14 protein-coding genes and 4 pseudogenes are annotated in these 20,249 nt (G+C 52.3%); 7 read left to right on the top strand and 11 right to left on the bottom strand.

Annotated features, from left to right (window positions below; translation table 11 throughout):
* Positions 1–19: 19 nt before the first annotated feature.
* Positions 20–1,129 carry a zinc-dependent alcohol dehydrogenase gene (locus MRBBS_RS06005; protein ID WP_014870560.1) on the bottom strand — a complete coding sequence of 370 codons (1,110 nt, stop codon included), beginning with the start codon at positions 1,127–1,129 and terminating at the stop codon, positions 20–22.
* 83 nt (positions 1,130–1,212) lie between these two features.
* Between MRBBS_RS06005 and MRBBS_RS06000 the strand changes: the two genes are divergently transcribed.
* The gene (locus MRBBS_RS06000; RefSeq protein ID WP_227497584.1) at positions 1,213–1,587 is read left to right on the top strand and encodes a hypothetical protein; all 375 of its coding nucleotides are present in this window, start codon (positions 1,213–1,215) and stop codon (positions 1,585–1,587) included.
* Positions 1,588–1,760: 173 nt separating this feature from the next.
* On the top strand, positions 1,761–2,711 hold the full coding sequence (locus tag MRBBS_RS05995) for an ABC transporter substrate-binding protein (RefSeq protein WP_014870558.1): 951 nt from the start codon (positions 1,761–1,763) through the stop codon (positions 2,709–2,711).
* Positions 2,712–2,735: 24 nt separating this feature from the next.
* Here the strand turns inward: MRBBS_RS05995 and pcaQ are convergent, their stop codons facing one another.
* The 3 genes from pcaQ to MRBBS_RS05980 all read right to left on the bottom strand — a co-directional run bounded on the left by pcaQ (position 2,736) and on the right by MRBBS_RS05980 (position 5,618).
* Positions 2,736–3,668 carry a pca operon transcription factor PcaQ gene (gene pcaQ, locus MRBBS_RS05990; protein WP_041635113.1) on the bottom strand — a complete coding sequence of 311 codons (933 nt, stop codon included), beginning with the start codon at positions 3,666–3,668 and terminating at the stop codon, positions 2,736–2,738.
* A gap of 86 nt (positions 3,669–3,754) precedes the next feature.
* Complete coding sequence (locus tag MRBBS_RS05985) at positions 3,755–4,963, bottom strand: CynX/NimT family MFS transporter (RefSeq protein WP_041635112.1); 1,209 nt, start codon at positions 4,961–4,963, stop codon at positions 3,755–3,757.
* 16 nt (positions 4,964–4,979) lie between these two features.
* Positions 4,980–5,618, bottom strand: a complete 639-nt coding sequence (locus MRBBS_RS05980) for a cysteine hydrolase (protein ID WP_014870554.1) — start codon at positions 5,616–5,618, stop codon at positions 4,980–4,982.
* Positions 5,619–6,048: 430 nt separating this feature from the next.
* Here MRBBS_RS05980 and MRBBS_RS05975 point away from each other — a divergent pair, with 430 nt between their 5' ends.
* A complete protein-coding gene (locus MRBBS_RS05975; protein WP_041635111.1) occupies positions 6,049–7,065 on the top strand; it encodes a Bug family tripartite tricarboxylate transporter substrate binding protein in 1,017 nt (338 codons plus the stop codon).
* A 58-nt stretch (positions 7,066–7,123) separates the two neighbouring features.
* Positions 7,124–8,005, top strand: a complete 882-nt coding sequence (locus tag MRBBS_RS05970) for a TauD/TfdA dioxygenase family protein (protein ID WP_014870553.1) — start codon at positions 7,124–7,126, stop codon at positions 8,003–8,005.
* Positions 8,006–8,074: 69 nt separating this feature from the next.
* On the opposite strand, the pseudogene MRBBS_RS20400 reads toward MRBBS_RS05970, so the two are convergent.
* Positions 8,075–8,221 (bottom strand): annotated as a pseudogene (locus MRBBS_RS20400) (IS3 family transposase); the annotation flags it as partial.
* A gap of 274 nt (positions 8,222–8,495) precedes the next feature.
* Between MRBBS_RS20400 and MRBBS_RS18855 the strand changes: the two are divergent.
* Positions 8,496–9,393 (top strand): annotated as a pseudogene (locus tag MRBBS_RS18855) (IS30 family transposase).
* On the opposite strand, the pseudogene MRBBS_RS05960 reads toward MRBBS_RS18855, so the two are convergent.
* A pseudogene (locus MRBBS_RS05960) lies at positions 9,346–9,669 on the bottom strand (transposase); the annotation flags it as partial. The pseudogenes MRBBS_RS18855 and MRBBS_RS05960 sit on opposite strands and share 48 nt — an antisense overlap.
* A 372-nt stretch (positions 9,670–10,041) precedes the next feature.
* On the opposite strand from MRBBS_RS05960, the gene MRBBS_RS05955 reads away from it, so the two are divergent.
* Entirely contained in the window at positions 10,042–10,617 is a 576-nt protein-coding gene (locus tag MRBBS_RS05955; RefSeq protein ID WP_014870549.1) for a demethoxyubiquinone hydroxylase family protein, read from the top strand.
* A gap of 293 nt (positions 10,618–10,910) precedes the next feature.
* Positions 10,911–14,312 carry an ammonium transporter gene (gene amt / locus MRBBS_RS05950; protein ID WP_014870548.1) on the top strand — a complete coding sequence of 1,134 codons (3,402 nt, stop codon included), beginning with the start codon at positions 10,911–10,913 and terminating at the stop codon, positions 14,310–14,312.
* Positions 14,313–14,345: 33 nt separating this feature from the next.
* On the opposite strand, the gene MRBBS_RS05945 is transcribed toward amt, so the two are convergent.
* The 5 genes and pseudogenes from MRBBS_RS05945 to MRBBS_RS05925 all read right to left on the bottom strand — a co-directional run bounded on the left by MRBBS_RS05945 (position 14,346) and on the right by MRBBS_RS05925 (position 20,249).
* The gene (locus tag MRBBS_RS05945; RefSeq protein ID WP_014870547.1) at positions 14,346–16,544 is read right to left on the bottom strand and encodes a DNA/RNA helicase domain-containing protein; all 2,199 of its coding nucleotides are present in this window, start codon (positions 16,542–16,544) and stop codon (positions 14,346–14,348) included.
* Positions 16,541–16,861, bottom strand: coding sequence for a nucleotide pyrophosphohydrolase (locus MRBBS_RS05940; protein WP_014870546.1), 321 nt, complete (start codon positions 16,859–16,861; stop codon positions 16,541–16,543). Before MRBBS_RS05940 ends, MRBBS_RS05945 begins: the two co-directional genes overlap by 4 nt.
* Before the next feature lie 264 nt (positions 16,862–17,125).
* The gene (locus tag MRBBS_RS05935; RefSeq protein WP_144012689.1) at positions 17,126–17,755 is read right to left on the bottom strand and encodes a nucleotidyltransferase family protein; all 630 of its coding nucleotides are present in this window, start codon (positions 17,753–17,755) and stop codon (positions 17,126–17,128) included.
* Between the two features lie 64 nt (positions 17,756–17,819).
* Positions 17,820–18,692 (bottom strand): annotated as a pseudogene (locus MRBBS_RS05930) (XdhC family protein); the annotation flags it as partial.
* A gap of 204 nt (positions 18,693–18,896) precedes the next feature.
* The gene (locus MRBBS_RS05925) at positions 18,897–20,249 is read right to left on the bottom strand and encodes a sigma-54-dependent transcriptional regulator (protein WP_014870543.1); all 1,353 of its coding nucleotides are present in this window, start codon (positions 20,247–20,249) and stop codon (positions 18,897–18,899) included.

Below are 20,249 nucleotides of genomic sequence, written 5' to 3'. Positions count from 1 at the left end.
GCCACTCCAGCTCCTTTGTTCACTTCCAGGGCATCAGCGAGACATGAACGACGCCTTCTTCCCCTTTGCCAGCTACCGCATTGATGGCCCGATCGGTATCTTCCAACCCAAAGCGGTGAGTAGTCAGCAAATGCAGTGGGAAACGATTAGATGCCAACTGCTCCAATGCAAGCTCGCAGGAGCGGTAGCTGTGGCCGCGCGCAGCTTTGATCGTGATGTACTTAGTTGCCACCTTACCTAAGGGGAAGTTGGGGAAATCCGCCATCTCGCCTTGGATCAGTAGCGTGCCACCCTTGCGTTTGAGAGCCTCGATACCCAACATTACAGGGATAGTGCCGGCACCAGCAGTGCAATCCAGAGCTACGTCCACGCCTTGGTCATTGGTGATTTCCTTGATACGAGCCAAAGGATCTTCCTCATCAACCACAATGATATAGTCAGCACCGAGCTTTAGCGCAGTTTCCAGGCGAGCCTTGTCACGGGATGTCCCCGTGATGATAATCAAGGAAGCACCAGCTTGCTTACAGGCAACGACTTGAGAAAGTCCCTGTTGACCCGGACCCTGGATAAGAACGCGGGAGTTATAACCGACTTCACAGTCGAACAGGGCCCACTGAATGCCGTTGGCCATCGGCGTGACGATACCAGCCAGTTCGGCAGAAACACCCTCCGGCACCTTGTGAATGACGGCATTCCAGGGCAGGTACATATACTCGGCGAACCCGCCCCATAAATACGGTGCACGCTCAGCCGACGTATAACCGTATCGGATGGCATCAGGATTACTGCGCCAATCAGTCGCTGGGCAGAGGCGATACTCGCCCGCATGGCACCACTCACACTGGAAACAGGGCACATAGTGCTCGACGAACACCAAGTCGCCATTCTTGACGCCCTTTCGCTCCATAAATTGGCTGCCCGCATTGGTAATATAGCCAATATTCTCATGGCCCATGATCACTGCGTCACCCGATGGTGGCGTGTTATAGAGCTTGACATCCGTGCCACAGATGCCAGCCACCTCGACCTTCATTAATGCAGCGTCGTCAGGCACGTCTGGCATCGGATATTCACGAATCTCAGTCTTGTTCGCGGCCGTACGGACTGCAGCTCTTACTGTATTTGTCATTGTGGTTCTCCAGGCGAAAGATTTCAGTAGCATAACAAGCGTTAATTCTTTTTGCAAAACAATGTTCCGCATGAAGGAACATTGTGGTAAAACTGTTTTTAGTTTTAAGTCAGTCCTGCCCTTCAGAATTACAGGGTCAAAGCGGAGAAGTCGTCATCATGTTCCAGTCATTCCGTAAATCAACGAACGAGCTGCAGGCAATAGAGCGCGTGATCGACTGGACAAAAGCAAGGTTCAAGCTCCCGACAAAAGCCACTGTGATGGTCGCTGAAATCAACTGTCAGGTCCCCGGCTGCCCGCCACTAGAGACTATCATTGCGTTCTGGAGCGATGCCGAAATTCGCTACCGCATCAAACTATTCAAGCCTGTAGTGGACGTCACAGAGGATGATCTGCCCATTAGCTGGCTGCTACCAACCCTGGTCGACGAAAACGACTTGTTCTGTGATTGCTGTTAAGTCTGCTAACCCGTTCAGCAGTTAAACCAGCGGTCCAAACAACACCAGCAGGCAATATCAATCCCATCAATTTCAACCGGAACGGCGTTCCATTTATACCGATAGGCAGTGTAAACTAGCGAGCAATAACCTGCAGCCTTTATTTAACGAAACAATAATTGGGGAGAACAGCGATGAGCACGAACCCGCGTACTTTGAAAACCGTCACGCGCACTCAAGGCAATAACACGGCACTCAAGGATGGCCGCGTGAAACCGAATGGGTTCACGTTCGATTTTGAAGAAGTCCCTGTTTTGCCCCAGGCATTTCGGCGGATGGTTCGCGGTCTGGAGTTCGACGTCAGCGAGATGGCGGTGACCACGTATTTGACTGCACGCGAGCATGGCGTTGAATTTACCGCGCTACCCATTTTCCTGGTGCGCGATTTTCACCACGGAGCAATTCTTCATAACCTCAAGGCCGGCATAAAGACACCAAAAGATCTAGAGGGCAAACGGGTGGGCGTGAACCGAGGCTATACCGTGACCACCGGTGTCTGGGCAAGGGCAATCCTGCAAGATCAATACGGCGTTAATCTCGACAAGATTACCTGGGTACTTTCCGGTGACGAGCATGTGCAAAGCTGGCAAGCACCGGGCAACGTAGTGCCCTTGGAAGCGGACCGAAAGATGGAAGATATGCTCGCCAGCGGCGAGATACCTGCAGCGATCGGAGCGAGCTCGGATCACCCGAATGTAGCACCATTGATTCCCAATGCCACTGAAACCGGACTGGAAGCCCTGCGTGAATCCGGACACTATCCCATTAACCACTTGGTGGTTGTCCGGAACGACGTGCTCGAGGAGAACCCAGATGTCGCGGTAGCGGTGTTCAACGCTTTCGCAGAGTCTAAGCGGCTGTACCTCGAGCAACTCAAAGCAGGACAGATCGAAAACCCCACGGCCATTGATCGCCTGCACGTGCAAGTCATGGAGATTATCGGAGACCCTTTACCTTACGGCATCGAACCCAACCGCAAGGTGCTCGAAGAACTGATCGGCCACGCAACCCGCCAGAAGATCCTGCGCAAACCGGTGAAGCTGGACAATCTCTTCGCCGAGACGACTCGAAATCTAATCGCCTGACCCTCTGACTATCAGCACCCGGCTTCAGCGCCCGAAGCCCGGTTTCTGTGCCTCAGCTTCATCCCTGACCGCATGCATGAACAACTGCATCGTTGGCGAAGGGATAGTGTCGGCACGGGTGGTCAGGCCCACAGGGCCGAGCGTATCTTCGGTATCCAGCGGCAGCGCCTCAAGAACGCCAAGGCCAATCTGGGGTGCAGCAACGCCATGGGAAATGATCCATATGGCATCGGTCTGGCGAACATACTCTTTTCCGAATGCCCCGGATATTACCTCGATAACATCCGGCAACTCGCCTACTCCTTCTGCCACTAATACCGATTTAGCCACCTTGGCGATAATTGACCCCTCTACCGGGAACAGGACAGTGTAGTCCCGTATGTCCATGAAACTCAGTCGCTCTTTTTTCAGCAACGGGTGGCCTTTGCGAACCGCAAAAACGAGACTTTCGGAGTACAGGTGCTGAAACGAAAGCCCTGACATGTGAGCCGGTTCAGCAAGTCGGCCAACCACGAGGTCCAGATCGCCTACCCGTAACTGACCAAGAAGAAAATTATTGGGCGCTGAGATAAGCTTTAGAGTGACATCCATTCCAAGCTTACGGAAGCGTTCCACGGCCATAGGCAAAATACTGGCTGCCACAGTCGGCAGTATTCCAATAGTCAGGCTCGTCTTACTTTTCATCCGAGCCTGGGAAATACTGTCAGCTCCCTCTCGCAAGGCGTTGACACTAGCTCCAGCGTATTTGAGGAACACTTCTCCAAATCCAGTCATCGTGACACCATTCTTGTTCCTCTCCATCAGACGCACGCCCAGCATTTCCTCCAGCTCCTTCAGCTTTTTGGAAACCGCGGGCTGGGACAATGACAGGGAATCTGCCGCCCTCCCCACACTACGTTGACGCGCCACTTCAAGAAAACACTGCAAGTGTCTGAATTTGATTCGGTTGTAAATCATCGCCGTCGTCCAATTGTTATTTTGATATTCGCAAATAGTCGGCTGGCTTATGCCAACTAACCAGCGCTTGCAATCTTAGTGGACCATCATAGCTGCAAATCATCTCTCCAGGCGATTCGTTGCTCCACGCCTCGCAAGATTAGGGCTGCGCAAAAGCCGATAGCTGCAAAAAGCGGTATAAGCCATCGCCCGGCGTCCCAGCCACCCAGATTTGTCACCACTATTGCAATAGCAGGCGGCCCGGCAAATGAACCCAGGCTTGCGCACTGCATAATGATACCGTTACTCACGGCAACCTGATCCGGCTTACGAGCATGAAAAGGAATGCCGGCAAACACGGTTGCAGGCAGGGCGCCAGCCATCCCACACGCAAGCATGGCCGCGGTGGATCGCACCCAGGCCGAGAATCCGGAAGAAAATACCAGCCAGCCGAAACCACCGATAACTAGTTGAACCCCGGCCAGCACCATCCAACGAGGAACGCCAATGCGCGAAAAAAATTGCGCACTCAGATTACCGGCAATGTTGAACACCACCGCTATGGCCGTCAACCATGCAGCGGCGTATAGGGAGAACCCCATCTCACTCACTGCAAAACTCGGCAACCATGTCACGAGCATGAACCAAGCAGCGGTATAACACCCAAAACATAATCCCATTAGCCACGGACCCGGCAACCGAAGATTCCCAGCAAGCGCCGTGACACTGATGGCACCCCTGGCGTTCGCACTGACCAATTTTTTTCGCCAGCAAAACGCTACCAAAAAAACCACGCAGGCCAAGAACGCATTCAAGAACCAGAGCGCTCGCCAACCACCGAGGCTTAGCACCAAAGGCGCTGCCCCTATCATCAGAGCAACGCCCACCGGCATATAAGCTCCCCAAATTACTAGGAAGCGCTGCCTTCGAATGGGATTGTCAGCTAATATCGTGGTCAAAAGCGACGGCCCCGTAACCACCACAATCACAAACCCTAGGCCCTCCAACAGACGGCTGGCCAACAACAGATCTGCCGTATCTGCGTTCATTCCCATCAGGGATCCCAGGCTGAGCATACCAAGGCCCACCAGCATGCCGACTGCGGCGCCCACGACAGAAACCGCCAGACCGCTGAGAACGCCACAAATGGCCGCTACCGAGGTAATCGCCGATGCAATCCAACCTGCCTGCACCATTGTCAGGCCAAATTCGTTTATCAGCGCCGGTAAAGCGGGGGCCACCTTGCCAACTTGGGCCGAGGCAAGCCAGCCCGCTACCAGCACAAGTGTTATAAGGCCCCGGTCACCGCGTCCCATCTGTCACCAAACGTCTTTAGGTACTGCCGCCCGCTGTCAGCATAGCAACAATCTCCGTAGCCGTGCGCACCCGGCCCATGCGCGGGAAGATGCGATCCATAAGCTGATCATGGTTGTCTTTCTCTGGTGAACTGCAGGCATCCCTCGCAAAAACAAGGTTGTAATCCAGATCCCGCCCGGCGAAAGCGGTGCTGGCCACGCCGACGTCCGTTGAACCGCCTGCGATGATCAGAGTGTCGATCTTACGAGATCTCAAGGCCAGATCGAGATACGTTTGAAAGAAGGCACTCCAGCGGTATTTGGGAATCAGATAATCTTCTTCACGCTCCGCCAACTCGTCAATGACAGCCGATTCCCAAGTGCCTCCAGATACCACCGGTTTAAAAATCGGGGGCTGGCCTCGGGGAATGGGATTCATGCGATTGTCAGTATCTCGAATCAGGTGCGCGCTGGTGGCATTGTCGGCCCGGTGGTTGGCATGGGCATAAGCCACCATGACGTTGTGCGCGCGCGCGCCATGCAACAACTCGGAAGCCGCTGCGATCACCGGTTGATAGCGTGCTTGGGTGTTGGGATCGTCTTTCTTGACGTGCCCATTGAGCATATCGAAAAACAGTACGGCAGTTCTTTGAGGCGCTAATGTTTCGTAAGCCATGATAGAAAATTCCTTGAACAAGTTAAGGGATGAGCTAATCAGAACAGGAAACAGGCCCGATCCTGACATCCAGCTGATTGTTTTGCACGTCACCGGTATTGCCTTGAATGTCACAGCACCGAGATGGGTGGGGCAGTTTTTGACTAGCCGAAGGACCTCCGGATACTCATTGGTTTTAATTCTTTAATATAACTATTTACTTATGAAACCGTCGTGTCAAATGAGATAAATGCCATAACATATTCAATTGTCGATATATTAAATAGCTAACAGGCACTGCGTCCGTTGTCCGTTTCGATATAGAACAGTTTCGTTATCATAAATATTCAAAATTTCATTTGTGCTAGGGTGCTCGATAGGAATAACTAATTAGTGCGTAAGTGAATAAAAAAAACCATTGTTCCGACTTAACTTAGGGGATAGAACGAAAATGCTCGCCACAAAACTAATAACTCTTGCAGCATGGATCACACTGGGGGCGATGCCCCTTGCGCACGCCGAAGACAATTTCTACGAAGGCAAAACAGTCCAATTGCTCATAGGCTATTCCGCGGGTGGCGGATACGACTCTTACGCCAGAACTCTGGCTCGACATGTCGGAAAGCATATTCCCGGCAACCCCGATGTAATCACCAAGAACGTTCCCGGCGCCGGCAGTCTAGTATTGATGAATCAGCTGGCCAATACCCTTCCTAAAGACGGGACTGTTTTCGGCACCGTTTCCCGAGGTCTGGCATTCGAACCGCTGTTCGGCAATGACAAGGCGCGCTTCGACCCCACCAAAACGAGCTGGCTCGGCAGCCTGAATAATGAAACCAGCCTATGCGTTGCCTCAACCAATGCCAAAGTGCAGAAGTGGCAAGATTTGCGCGATACCAAGCTGGTGGTCGGTGCAACTGGCTCCGGCGGAGACTCCAATGTATTCCCACGGGTTCTCAACGAGGTACTCGGTTTCCAATTCGAGGTGATAGCGGGCTACCCGGGCAGCAATGACATTCAACTAGCCCTAGAACGCGACGAAGTGCAGGGTATTTGTAGCTGGTCTTATAGCAGCTCAAAAGAGCAGCGCCAGACAGCAATCGAGCAGGGAACACTGAGAAACCTCTTCCAGATGTCCCTGCGCAAGCACCCGGACCTGCCCAACCTGCCACTGGTAACCGACTTTGCGGAAACCCAGAAAGAGCGCGAAGTGTTGCGACTCATGTTTGCTCGCCAGGCCATGGGCCGCCCATTTGTAGCTCCAGCCGGCGTTCCGAACGAGAGGGTTGCCATTCTGCGCAAGGCAATACTGGACACCACAAAAGATTCCGACTTCCTGGCTGATGCCCAAAAGCAGGGGCTCGACATCGACTTCGTCAGTGGCGAGGAGATTCAGGAAATCGTTACAGAAGCTTACAATTACCCTGAAGACGTAATCGACATCATAAAGAAAGCAATCTCAAATTAATAAGCTGCTACAGCCTGTGCCCGCATAGCACAGGCTGATCTTTAGAGGTATCACAGATATGAAGATCAATTCCTTCGCGAATAATTTCGGCGCCGAGATTATTAGCGCCGACCTCAAAGACCCTTCCCTTGAAATCACCGAACGTATCTACCAGGCCTTTCTTGACCACCAAATGCTGGTTATTCGAGACCAGGATCTCACTCCCCTGGAGCAGGTCGATTTCACTGAGCGCTATGGCGAATTGGAGTGGCAAGAGAACTCCAAGCATGCCCATCCAGATCACGACAAGGTACTTGTTCTCTCCAACGAAATCCGTTCCGACGGCACTGCCGTTGGCGTTGTTGACGCAGGAGACTTTTGGCATTCAGACTCCTCCCACCATGAGGAGCCCGTTAAAGCGACAGTACTAATGTCCATCCGCACCCCTTCCGAAGGCGGCGCTACAGACTTCTGTGACATGTACGGTATCTACGAAGCATTGCCCCGCGCGATCCGCCAAAAGATTAACGGGCGCTACGGCATCCATCATGCGTCCAAAGCACTCAACCCGCGCGTGAAGATCTCGGAAAACCGGCCGGGGGCTAAGGAGTTCTATGCCATGCAGGCCAGGGAGCGGCCTATGGTTCGCCAGCCTCTGGTGCGTACCCATGATGAGACTGGTCGCCAGGCTCTATACATATCACCGCGCTTCACCCTTGGCATCGAAGACATGGACGACGCTGAGGCGCAACCGCTGCTGAACGAGCTTTTCAGCTACATTACCGATGGGAAACGCAGACACCATTACCGGCACCACTACCGCAAGGGCGACCTGGTTCTATGGGACAACCGCTGCATTGTGCATCAGGCTACAGGAGGGTACGCCAGTGGGGATATACGCAGACTTCACCGCACTACAGTCATCGGTCAAAGAGCGTTCTACACCCCTTTTGGAACTTGATTGCCTAAAGCGGATGCAACACTCTCCAAGACAGCAGTGGAGTGGTCGAGCACTTTTTTTACAGCCCAGTTAAGCTGCTTTCCTCAGTTCAACAACCGCTGCTTCGTAACCCATCGGGCTGATATAAAACATCACAACGTAATCCAGAATGTCCCGCTGTGATTCCGTGCGGGTCTGGTAGCTTCGCCACTGCACACGTTCCTTTTTCAAGCTCGCAAAAAAAAGCTCTCAGCGGTCGCGCCTTTTGCCGGCCTACGGAATAGCCCAGAGCGTTCAGGGCGTGATTCATCCGCCTGGGTCCATTACTCTTGTCGCTACTTTGAGCGAGCTCCTTCACAGCCTCAATCATCGCCTCGTGCTCCGCATCCGACGGCCGGCGGCGTTGACGCTGGCAATACCGGTAATAGGCATTGCGACTGGCACCCAAGAGCCGACTCATCATGTCGACTGGCCAGGCCTTCTTATGCTGGGTAATGAACGCATACTTCCAATGCGTTTTCTTGACCGGTTGAACTCACCGAAAAAAGGTCAGTCACTCAGTGAAATTGGGAGGGCCCTGGGAAAGCATGCAGGGTCGATCACTGGAATGCTTGCGATCCATGGTGGCATTGCTCCACCTGGGCGTTCGAGATCCGCCAGGGTGTTCAATACTGGCGAGCGAGAGGAAATCTCACGGGGCCTATCAGCTGGCCTGAGTTTGAGCCAGGTTGCAGACCAGATCCGACGATCTACATCAACTGTCAGCCGAGAAATACATCATAACGGCGGGAGAAGTGAGTACCGAGCGAACTTAGCGGACCAGCGTGCTTGGATGCAGTATGCGCAGGTCACGGCACAGCAGCTCTGAAGAAGAAGGGACTCGCACCAGTATCTCAGATGCAGTATCTATCCGTGCCCGGCCAAAAGGGATTGAAGACAGGGCCATTCCAGGCCATTGGGATGGAGATCTGATCTCCGGATCTAAGAACTCTCATATTGCAACGCTTGTAGAGCGACAGTCTAGGTTTACCATGCTGCTTCACGTTGCAGGCAAAGATACGACGAGCGTTGTTTCGGCACTTTGTCGAGAGGTTGGTCGTCTCCGGGAGGAACTGAAAAAAAGCCTGACTTGGGATCGAGGGGGAGAGCTGGGTAACCACAAGGCATTTACACTTGCGACGGACATGCAGGTTTATTTCTGTGACCCGCAAAGCCCCTGGCAACGCGGTAGCAACGAAAATACCAATCGACTATTGCGCCAGTACTTCCCAAAAAAGACTGATATATCGGGTTATTCTCAGGAGGAGTTAGATGCATTTTCGAGGAAGCTGAATGAGCGGCCGAGGAAGACACTCAACTACCTTATACCTGCTGAAAAGCTTCAAAACATATTTGCGTTGACCGGTTGAACTCACCGTAGCCTTTTTTAGTATCGACTTCTCCCTTTCCAGCCGCTCACAACAGGCTTCCAATTCCTGAATTCGCTGCTGCTCCAGGGTCAGAGCTTTGGATTTGGGGGTAATGCCGCCACGCTCCTCAGAGAGCTGCATTACCCATTGCCTCAAGGCGTTTTCACCGACATCCAAAGAGCGGCTGGCTTCGGCAATAGAGCACCCTTGGTCAAGCACCAGACAGGCGGCTTCCTGCTTGAACTCCGGCGTAAAAGATCGTCGTTTCCTGGTCATCAGACACCTCGCTTATGGCGGCGATATTACCACCTACTTTGGTGTCCGGAATCATTGAACCACTACAATTTGATAGTCCACTATGACCCATCAAGAACCAAAACTCCCCATTTTAAAGCACTTTTTAAAGAGTTCAAACGCATTGGCATTCACTGAAATCCTCAAGCATCCACCGCTTACGGGGCACATCATCGTACCCGGTTAGTGGTTTTGAATGTTTACTCTGGACCCGGGGCAGCAGCGCCGCTGATCACCGCACATCGTCCATCGTCCATCGTCCATCGTCCAAATATAAGCGCATTAATCAAACTCGAGTCATCGCCCGGCAAGCTTGGTTCGTAATATCTTAGGCCTCAACAAGACTGCGGACATATGACCCCATTACTGATTGATCAGAAGCATAAGGATAATCTTGCGAGAACGGGCGTAAGCCGGCAGTTCCAGCAAGAGCTGAGGTGCAGTCACGCAGGCGAAACCGGTGCGGTGTGGATATATCGTGGCATCCTGGCCGCACGGCCGAACGGAGCGCTGCTGGAGTTCGCGAGGGAACATCTGCAAACCGAGCAGCAGCACTTGGGTATGTTCGATGACCTCAGTGTTTGTTACCGCCGCAGCCTGATGCTGCCGCTATGGCGATTGGCAGGATTTCTGACTGGGTTTCTGCCTTCTTTAATAGGCAAAAACGCCGTCTTTGCCACCATCGAAGCCGTCGAAACCTTTGTTGACCTGCACTACCAGGCCCAGATCCAGTCGCTCAGCCCTTGCGTTCATCGCGAGGCCGAGCGGGCGATACTGGATCTGTTTGAAACCTGCCGCCTGGATGAGGTGGCACACAGAGATGACGCAGCCCAAAGGCGTACCGGGAAACCGACAGCCAGCATGAGCCTTTGGACGACCATGGTGGGCGGGGGCTCCCGTAGCGCCGTCAGTTTGGCGCGATTCCTTTAGGTAAGAGGTCACCGGTTGTGGCTAAATGAACACTTCACCGAGCGCCCGGGATGAGTTGACCACTACAGTTCCGGCACTCCCCTCCCGCCTCATAGCGAAAAAGATCAGTGCTCGGCCGCTTGCGCCATAACAGGGCTCCCTCGCCATCACCGCCTCAAAAGAAGGCAAGTTTCTTGAACCCTTGTCTGTTTCAGTGAACCAAAACCTGTGTTCAATAGACTTCTGTCGTTCAGGCTCAAATATTGCTTATTACCTTGAAGCAAACTCAAGGAGCGCAGTATGAGTCACGTGCTATGAGCGAAAAAGAAGCCATCGATTTGCTCTGGCTAATTTTAGCCGGCATTCTCGTACTTACCATGCAAGCAGGCTTTCTGTGCTTGGAGTCGGGCCTGACCCGCAGCAAAAATGCCATTAACGTAGCGCTGAAAAACGCCTTTGATCTGCTGGTGGTGATGGCGGTTTACTGGTTCGTCGGCTTTAACCTGATGTTCGGGGAGCACAGTGCCTGGGCTCTGGACTGGCGCTGGGTCGCAACCGATTTCAGTCAGCTGGGTTTCTGGGATGCGGGCTTTTTCTTTTTCCAGATGACCTTCTGCGCAACCGCCGCTACCATCGTGTCCGGCGCCATTGCTGAACGCAGCCGCTTTATTACCTATGTTCTGATCACCATTCTGATTGCCGGCGTCATCTACCCGGTAGTGGGACACTGGAGCTGGAGCGGCATATTCAATGGCAGTAATGGCTGGCTCCAGAAAAAAGGCTTTGTGGATTTTGCCGGCAGCAGTGTCGTGCATGGTGTCGGTGGCTGGGTGGCCTTGGCGGCGGTGATCGTCATCGGCCCGCGCCAAGGACGTTTCAAAGACGGCCAGGTCCGAGAGATTTCCGGCAGTAACCTGCCCATGGCTATGCTGGGCCTGATGTTCTTTATTATCGGCTGGCTAGGCTTTAACGGTGGGAGTGTGCTGGCGTTTGATGCCCGGGTACCCGGTATCATGGTCAATACCCTGATGGCCGCGGCGGCAGGCGGCATGGTCGCTTTGTTGATCAGCTATTGCTTGTCTGGCCGCCACCGGGTGACGACCATGACGATCAACGGCACCCTGGCCGGGCTGGTGGCCATCACTGCTGGTGTGCACAGCGTTTCAACCTTGGCGGCCATGGTCATTGGCGCCCTGGGCTGTCTTTGCATGCTGGCAGCGGAACAATTGTTACTCAAATTTGAACTGGATGACCCTGTTGGCGCCGTCCCGGTACATCTGGTGGCAGGTATCTGGGGAACGTTGGCAGTGGCGTTTTTTGGCCGAGCGGAACAGCTGCAAACCGGCTTATCCTTCAGCGGACAGCTCCAGGCACAGCTCTTTGGCATTGTGGCCATTGGCTTGTTCAGCTTTTCTCTGGCCCTTGTGTTTCTGTGGCTGCTCAAACAACTGATGCCTCTCAGGGTCAGTGCAGAAGGAGAACGAGACGGGCTTAACGTATCTGAACATGGGGCCCGAACCGAGTTGGTAGACCTGCTACAGGCTATGGCTGGGCAGGAGAAAAGCGGCGACCTGCAACATAAGGTTCACGCTGAGCCTTTCACCGAAGTCGGGCTGATCGCAGCCCAATACAATCGGGTGATGGCCAGGCTGAACCAGATGATCACCCGCACCCGCCTGATTGTGCGCGATATCCGCGATGGGGTGATCACCTTCAACAGCAAAGGGATTATTTCCAGTGTTAATCCTGGCGCGGAGCACCTGTTTGCGCGCTCTCGGGCGCAACTGATAGGCCAATCCACGGCATTATTGTTGCACAGAAACAACAGCGCCCTTTACACCCATGCCAGCCCGGAACAGGTTTTGCCGCGCCTGGCTGCCAGCGAAAATGTCGGTCCCCATGAACTCATCGCACGGGGGGCCGATGATCAGCCCTTTTACATCGAAGTCACCACGGCCGCCAGCCCCACCGAAACGGGCGTACAATACAGCGCAGTTATCCGGGATATCAGTGAGCGCAAGCGCATTGAGGAGCAGTTGCACCGCCACTCGGAGCTGGCTCAGGTAACCCTTGAAGCGATTACTGAGGGCGTCATTACCTTTGATGCACAAATGCACACGGTTTATTTGAATCCCATTGCCGCCGCGCTAACTGGCTGGCCCTCCCAGCAGGCGTTTGGTAAACCGGCCGAGCAAATATTGTGTTTAAAGAGTATCCAAGGGGACAACATGGCGGTATTGCCCCTGTTTCAACAACAGAAAAAGCAATGCCTGCAGTTGATTAAAAAAGGGGGCAAGCTTTCTGATATTGAACTGACTCCGGCCCCCTTGCACAACCATGCAGGCGAACCGGTGGGGTGGGTTGTGGTGATGCAGGATGTCACCCACAGTAAACTGTTGCAGCAGCAACTGAGTTTTCAGGCGATACATGACCCCCTCACTGGGCTGATCAACCGGCGCGAGTTTGAACGTTCTCTGCAGAGCCTGATTCAGGATGTCGAGCACCATGCCAGTGAGCATCTACTGTGTTATCTGGACTTAGACCAGTTCAAGATCGTCAACGACACCTGCGGACACCAGGCCGGTGATGAATTATTGAAACAACTGGCCAACACCCTCAAACCCCTGCTACGCCAGAGTGACATCCTGGCACGCTTGGGCGGCGACGAGTTCGGTGTATTGCTCAGTCACTGCCCTTTAAACCAGGGCCAAGAAATTGCAGAACAACTGCGCGAAGCGGTTTGTGGATTTCATTTTTCTTGGGGTGGTCAAGTGTTCGCCGTGGGTGTCAGTATCGGCATAGTGCACCTAACCCAACCCTGCGGTGATCTGGGTATCATGCTGAGCAAAGCGGATACCGCCTGTTATCTGGCGAAAAACCTGGGGCGTAACCGGGTGCACCTGCACCTGCCCGACAGCAGCGAAGTCAAACTACAGACCGATCAAGTGCAATGGGTTAACCGCATTCGACAAGCCCTCAATGAAGACCATTTCCGTCTGTTTTGCCAGCCTATCATGGCGTTGGACCAGGCGGATATTAGCCCGGCCCACTATGAAATTCTATTGCGGCTTAAGGATGCGCGGGGGCACATGGTGCCGCCCGGCGCGTTTCTGCCTTCCGCGGAGCGGTTTAACCTGATGCCGCAGATAGACCTTTGGGTCATCCGTAACACCTTAGCCTGGATGGGCGGCCAGTTGCGTGGCAATCATCTTGACCTGCATTGCTCGATCAACCTGTCCGGGGCATCCATCGGCCACCCCGAGTGCCTGAAAACCATTCGTGAGCAGTTGACTAAACGCCAGGTGCCGGCCCATCGGGTCTGTTTCGAGATCACCGAAACAACCGCCATGGCGGACCTAAAAAAGGCCCAGGATTTTATCGGCGAGCTTAGAGCTCTAGGTTGCAAGTTTGCCCTGGATGATTTTGGCAGTGGCCTGTCATCCTTCGGGTATTTGAAGCATCTGTCGGTAGATTACCTCAAAATTGACGGCATTTTTATCCGTGAGCTGGCGCAGAGCCCGATCGACCGGGCGATGGTAGACTCCATCAATACCATCGGGCACATCATGGGTTTGAAGACCGTTGCCGAGTTTGTAGAGGATGGCGCCACCCTTGAGATATTGCGCCAGCTGGGCGTAGATTATGCCCAAGGCTACCATCTGGGCCGGCCACAACCGCTAGAAAGCCTGGGGAATGCGCATGTAATGCTCCGTTAAGCGTGGCGACCTAAAACTATCTCACCGACAGGCCTAATCCAGTGTCTGCATGAACTCGCCGATCACCTGGTAACTCAACGCCTGCGCCTCAGTGAGTTCAAGAGGTTTAAACATGTCGTTGTAGGAGCGCGGGTTCAAACGGATCACCTTGTGTTGCCAGCCATCCTCATTTTGGATTTTGGAACTCTCGTAGTCTTTTACCGTGTATCGTGATCCAGTTTCGGCATCCGCCTCGTCTGTGCACTCTACAAGCACAATTTTGCCATCACGGGTACCACCCGGCGCTTTGGTGAAAAGGCAGGTCGCGCCGTTCGGAATAATGCGGTTCATCGAGTCACCAATCACACGACAGGCGAAAAGATTTTTGTTCACTCTGACGTGATCAGGTACGGCAACCCATTCTTTTTCATCATCAAGCCGATTATGAAGCGCCCCGAAGTCACCTGCTGCAACCTCAAGGTCGTAAAGTGGCACAGCATTAATATAAGGTAAAAGCTCGGCTACCGGCGCCGGAGCTTCGGCGGTTTGAACCGACGGAGAGTGGACAGGAATGTGCTGTTTCAAGTAGTTCCTCAGCGACTCGTCACAGGCATACACAAAGGTTCCCCGGATACCTCGCAGCATGATGGTCTTATAAATGTTCAGGACATATTGTTTCAACGCCTGAGAATCTTGAACGCCATGCTTGCCGTTTTTGTCACAGTAGTTGGCTTTGTCGATAATGATCGTGTCGCTGACTTTGTCATAACGGATTTCATTACCAAAAATAATGCCCGTGTAGTTAAGGTCGTAACCCTGAGTCGTGTGAATACAGCCGACTTCCGAATCGGCACCGGATGTATTGATCCAGTCAGAATTTGTTCGATTCCAGCGCAAGTGAACACCATCGATTTCGATGTCGTATTCGGATGGATTTTTTTTGGAAACCCAAGGCCAGGCATAACCAGCGATAAGCCTGCATAACCCAAATTGGTCGTTCTTTTCACCAACAGCCCGAACCATTTCTTCAATCGAATCATAGAGCTTGAATTCGTAATTGCCACTGCGGAACTGTTTGCCTTTTGGCAGGCGGACATTCAAAAGATCGTCTACGAATTTAACGAAGGGCTGACCCGCGCGGACCCGAAACTGGGAAGACAAGGTCTGCGCTTGAGTAGAGCTTGCCGCTCTCAGGCGTACGAAGTCTGCAGCGTTCGCATCAGATGGCTTAATCGACTGATTTTCATCGTAAAAGAAGATGGCCTTATCGGACTGTTGGCAGACCCAATCCAATTCGCTGCAGTTGTGCTTATCGAGTCCTAAAGCCTCGCAAGCTTCATCAAAAACCCCAAAGTACGCGCCCAGATTGGTGCGCTTTCTCAGGCGATGAGATTCATCGACCAGCACAATATCGTACTTGTGTTTGACCAACTCCGAGGGACTAACCACCATACTGGCTTTTAAACCCGCCACGCTCCGAAAGGCTTTCTTCAGAGTATTGCGAAAAGAAGTCATTGGGACGACCAGCGCCATCTTGGGCTTTGGATACCTCTCCCGAAGTTTCTTAACCAGCCCTTCCAACTCCTCTTCTTCGTCGGAGAACGAACGGAGATTCAGCTCGGCATCCTTCGAATTCAGCAATTTAAAAAGAAATATAGCCAGAACTGACTTGCCTGTTCCTGCACCACCCTCAACCAGAAGGTTTTTGGTCTTTTCATCTAGCAACGCATAAAGGAGTCCAAGCAGGCTTTGCCGCTGCTCTCGGGAAAGAGATTTGTAAGGCGAGTATTTGAAAACATCGGAGTTGTCAATGGACTCAAGTGAATGCGATACAACGCCTTCTGCCCTGAGCTTGTCCCATGCAGAACGGAATACCCGGTTGTAAAGCTCATCTCTCTGGTAGTAGTTGTGGTCTACCAGACCAAGATTACCATTTAGAAGACAGTACACCCCGTCCGCCGCCATGTACTTGATAAGACCGGATTCAATATCGAGCGTCGCTGATTTGTTGAATCGATCACTACTGATGAGGTGTACGCTAGTCAAAAACCGCTTTTCATAATGCTTAAGGTGTGTGTTCAAACGGGTCAGCGTGTCGGTTGTCTCGCCGACATAAGCCTGCTTGTTTTTGCCATCGCTTAATATATAAACAAGAGGCCAGTTGCTCCCTGCACAGACGTTATGTTGAATATCCGCCAATGCAGCTTTTGAAAAAGGATAACGATGAACCTCTACAAGGGTCGACTCCGTCATAACTCCGTGTACTTTTTGGCTGTGCCTCGAGCCTTTTCGACCGGGTACTTTTCCTCATTTTTTTCGATCTTTGCCATAACAATCTGTTTTACGTCAAGATCGCACGCGTCCGCCATTAAAAATGCAAACGCAAAAACATCGGCCAGTTCTTCTTTCACCTTTTCGATATCTGCCTCATCTGCAGACTTCCACAAAAACGCCTCCAAAAGTTCGCTGGATTCGATGCTCAGAGCCAGAGCGAGGTCTTTTGGATTATGAAATTGCTTCCAATCTCTTTCATCACGAAACTGCCGCAAACGGTTAATTACTTCATCCATAATCTAATCCAGAAATGGGTGCTTGGGGTTAACTTTTCCAGACTGCGCCACAGCTACTGCCAACCGCTCTTGTATTAGCCATCAGTTTACAAGAACAGGAACTTCCCAGCCATTGTGCGTTCGCCCTTGCCAAATACAACACTAGGCGGCACATCAAACTGGGCTGCCTAGTCATTCAGAGTGCTCCAAAATCTTGTCGGGTCGCAACAGTAACTGGACGCACTTTTTTGAGCGTCGCTTGATTCAGCATTCCCAAGGCACTCACTACAAGCCTCTTTTTTGAAGGTCACCGGGATAATCAATGTCCAGGGTCACTCCAGCATCATCCACGTCCACCCAGATGCAGTGTTGGATATGATGTTTAAAAAACTCTCGCGCCCCGTCCTCTCCTTTGACCTTTCGCAACTCTGACCAAAAATTGCGACCAAAGATAACCGGGTGCCCTACCTGGCTTTTATACCGTGGACGGACAATGTTTTCTGCTGTCGCCAAAGCGATTAATCTCTGACATGTTGCGGGTGATAACCAAGGCATATCGCCGAGAAAAATGGCTGCCGCAAGGCCATGAGCGTTTTGAAGCATTTGAAAGGCATCCGCAAGGCTATTACCCAAGCCACAATTGGCTTGAGGAGCTCTTAGGATGTGCACCTGGTTTAAGTACGCCTGCGATAACAATACGTGCGGGTCATCTTCTGCTTTTATTACTAGATAAGTATGCGGAAAATCAGGAAGCACGGCAGACAGGGTTTGGCTCAACAAAGTCTCGCCGTCCGCGAAAGGTGTCAGGCGTTTATCAGAACCAAAACGTTGTGAACGGCCTGCGGCCAGCACAATGGCAATCACATCTCCATTGGCTGCCTCTTTAGGCATTTCCATGTTATCTATCTCGGTCATAATAAATTCGGACAATGTCGGCCAGCGCGATCTCGGCGGGTGTTTTACTGCCAATATTCAGTCATATCGGCATATGAATGCGGGATACCTCCTGCTCGCTAAGCCCTCCCGAGCGGCGCAATCGCTCGGCCCGGGTTGCAAAGGTTTTCTCAAACCCCATCGCCCCAATATAAAAAGCGGGCGTTTTTACCGCGTCAATCATCGCTAAATCGTCAATACGCGGATCGTGGAATAAAGCCACGATTGCTGTTTCAGCATGACAACCTTGCCGTGCAAGGTATAAAGACGCTAATACCGGTTGGACGTTCACACCCGGAACATCAAAAGTAGACAACACGTCTTCCCTGGGGCCACAAACAACAACGTCAAAACCCAATGTCTTGGTAAAATCCGCACACGCTACTGACACCGTCGAAATACCCGCAATCACCAGTCGGCGCACCGGGCCGATTCTGACTCGCACAATAGCCCCCAATCTTTCTATTCGGGGGCCTTCGCCCGTGTCTGGCAGAAGGCTGACTTCTGCCGTTTCCAGGTTGACTATTCGTATACAACGCTGCTGCCCAAGCAACGATTGCTGCAATTGATGCAACTGTTTCTGGTGCTCTTCGAAAGCCGGAAAACGCTTAACCAGAACCTCAAGTACGCCACCGAAAGGAAGCTTTAAACGCTCTTTTTCTGCGTCATTATCACCGTAACGAATGACCTCGTTGGCAGAGGAAAACTTCCCAAATTGCAGCTGATCTAGAAAGTCTTCCTCGACACAGCCGCCAGAAAGCGACCCGACATGCCGGCCATCTTGGCGGGCCACCAGCAAAGCTCCGGGAGCACGAGGTGATGAGCCATAGGTCGCCAATACGGTGCACAGCCAAATAGTGTTCCCGGACTTACTCCAGTTAAAAGCATGATCAATAACATCAAGATCGACGGACTGCATTATAACTGCTTTCCTCTACTTTCACCTGTCATGGCAAAGGGTCGAACTGGAACTCACTCGCCCTCCCCAATTCTCCTGAACGCACCACAACGTCACGCCAAACAATAATGCATTCTGCCCGCATTTCGCAGCGGCTCGAACTTTATACCAGTGGGCACCAATAACGATGGTGGTGGTCATTGACTGACGCAACAATAGAAGTTTTCAGGTACTTCCGAGATTGAAACGCTCTATCATTCGTTGCAGTCGAGGCCTTGAAACACCAAGAATGTCGCATGCTTTTCCGCGATGACCTTGGGTAGTGTCAAGTACCTGGCAAACGTGAGCTCTTTCAACGTCTGCCAATGAGAGTTGTTCCAGGCTTAGGTCTTCGACCGATTCTGTAAAGACATCGGACATCTGTTGGAGTTCATCCGACAGACTATATACATCCAGATTCGGGCTTTGCGAAAGAGTGATACTTCTAAAAATCTGGTGTTCCAGTTCACGAACGTTACCGGGCCAGGCATAGTTTTGCAGACACTGAAGCGCCTCAGGCGTTATCCGCCTGACCTTACTCTTCAGGTAATAGTTGGCCTTTGCGGCCAAGCATTTTACAAGCTCTGGAATTTCTTCAGGCCGCTCCCGCAACGATGGAACCCAAATTGAAATTATTTGAAGCCTGTAAAAAAGATCTTCCCGGAATTGCTTTGCTTTGATGGCACTGGGGAGATCGATATTGGTAGCGGCTATAATACGACAATCCGCTTTCAGCACATTTTTTGAGCCTAGCGGAGAATATTCTTTTTCCTGCAAAACACGTAATAGTTTCGCTTGTAGCGAAAGCGGCAACTCCCCGATCTCATCCAAAAACAAGGTACCTCCCTGTGCCAACGTAAACTTGCCAGGGTGGTTTTCAACGGCACCGGTAAAAGCGCCCTTGGTGTGGCCAAACATTTCCGATTCAATCAGATTTTCCGACAAAGCAGCACAGTTAACGGCCACGAAAGGGCCTGAAGATCTCTCGCCGGCGTCATGTATCGCTCTGGCAATCAGCTCTTTACCCGTGCCACTTTCTCCGGTTATTAGTACCGTGGCCAGTGTCGAAGAAATTAGCCCGATGGTCTTGTAAATCTCTCGCATCTTGGGACTACTGCCAATCATCCCGGGAGTATATTGTAGCGGCACATCAAGACCCCCGTTCATTGAGTTCGATTCGAGCATTGCCAGAGAATGGTTTATTGCGGTCTCAAGCTCATCCAGATCAAGGGGTTTGTGAAGATAGTCGTCCGCTCCCCGCTGCATGGCTTGAATGGTAGATTCCATATCGTGGTGAGCGGTCATTATTAAGATACGGCAGTCCGGGTACTGGGCCTTAAGAACCAACAAGCCGTCCAGCCCGCTCATTCCCTCCAGACGGACATCAAGAAGTATTAATTCCGGGTCCTCGGAGTTGCCGAAGCCCAGGGCCTCCTCGACTGAGGCGCAGGCCTGGGCCTCGTGGCTTTCTTCTAACAGAAACGCTCGTAAAGTTTGTCGTATTGATGCGTCGTCATCGATAATTAGAATGCGCGCCAT

Source organism: Marinobacter sp. BSs20148 (genome assembly GCF_000283275.1).
In the GTDB taxonomy this organism is placed as follows: Bacteria; Pseudomonadota; Gammaproteobacteria; order Pseudomonadales; family Oleiphilaceae; genus Marinobacter; species Marinobacter psychrophilus.
This window is presented reverse-complemented; position numbering and strand designations above follow the sequence as displayed.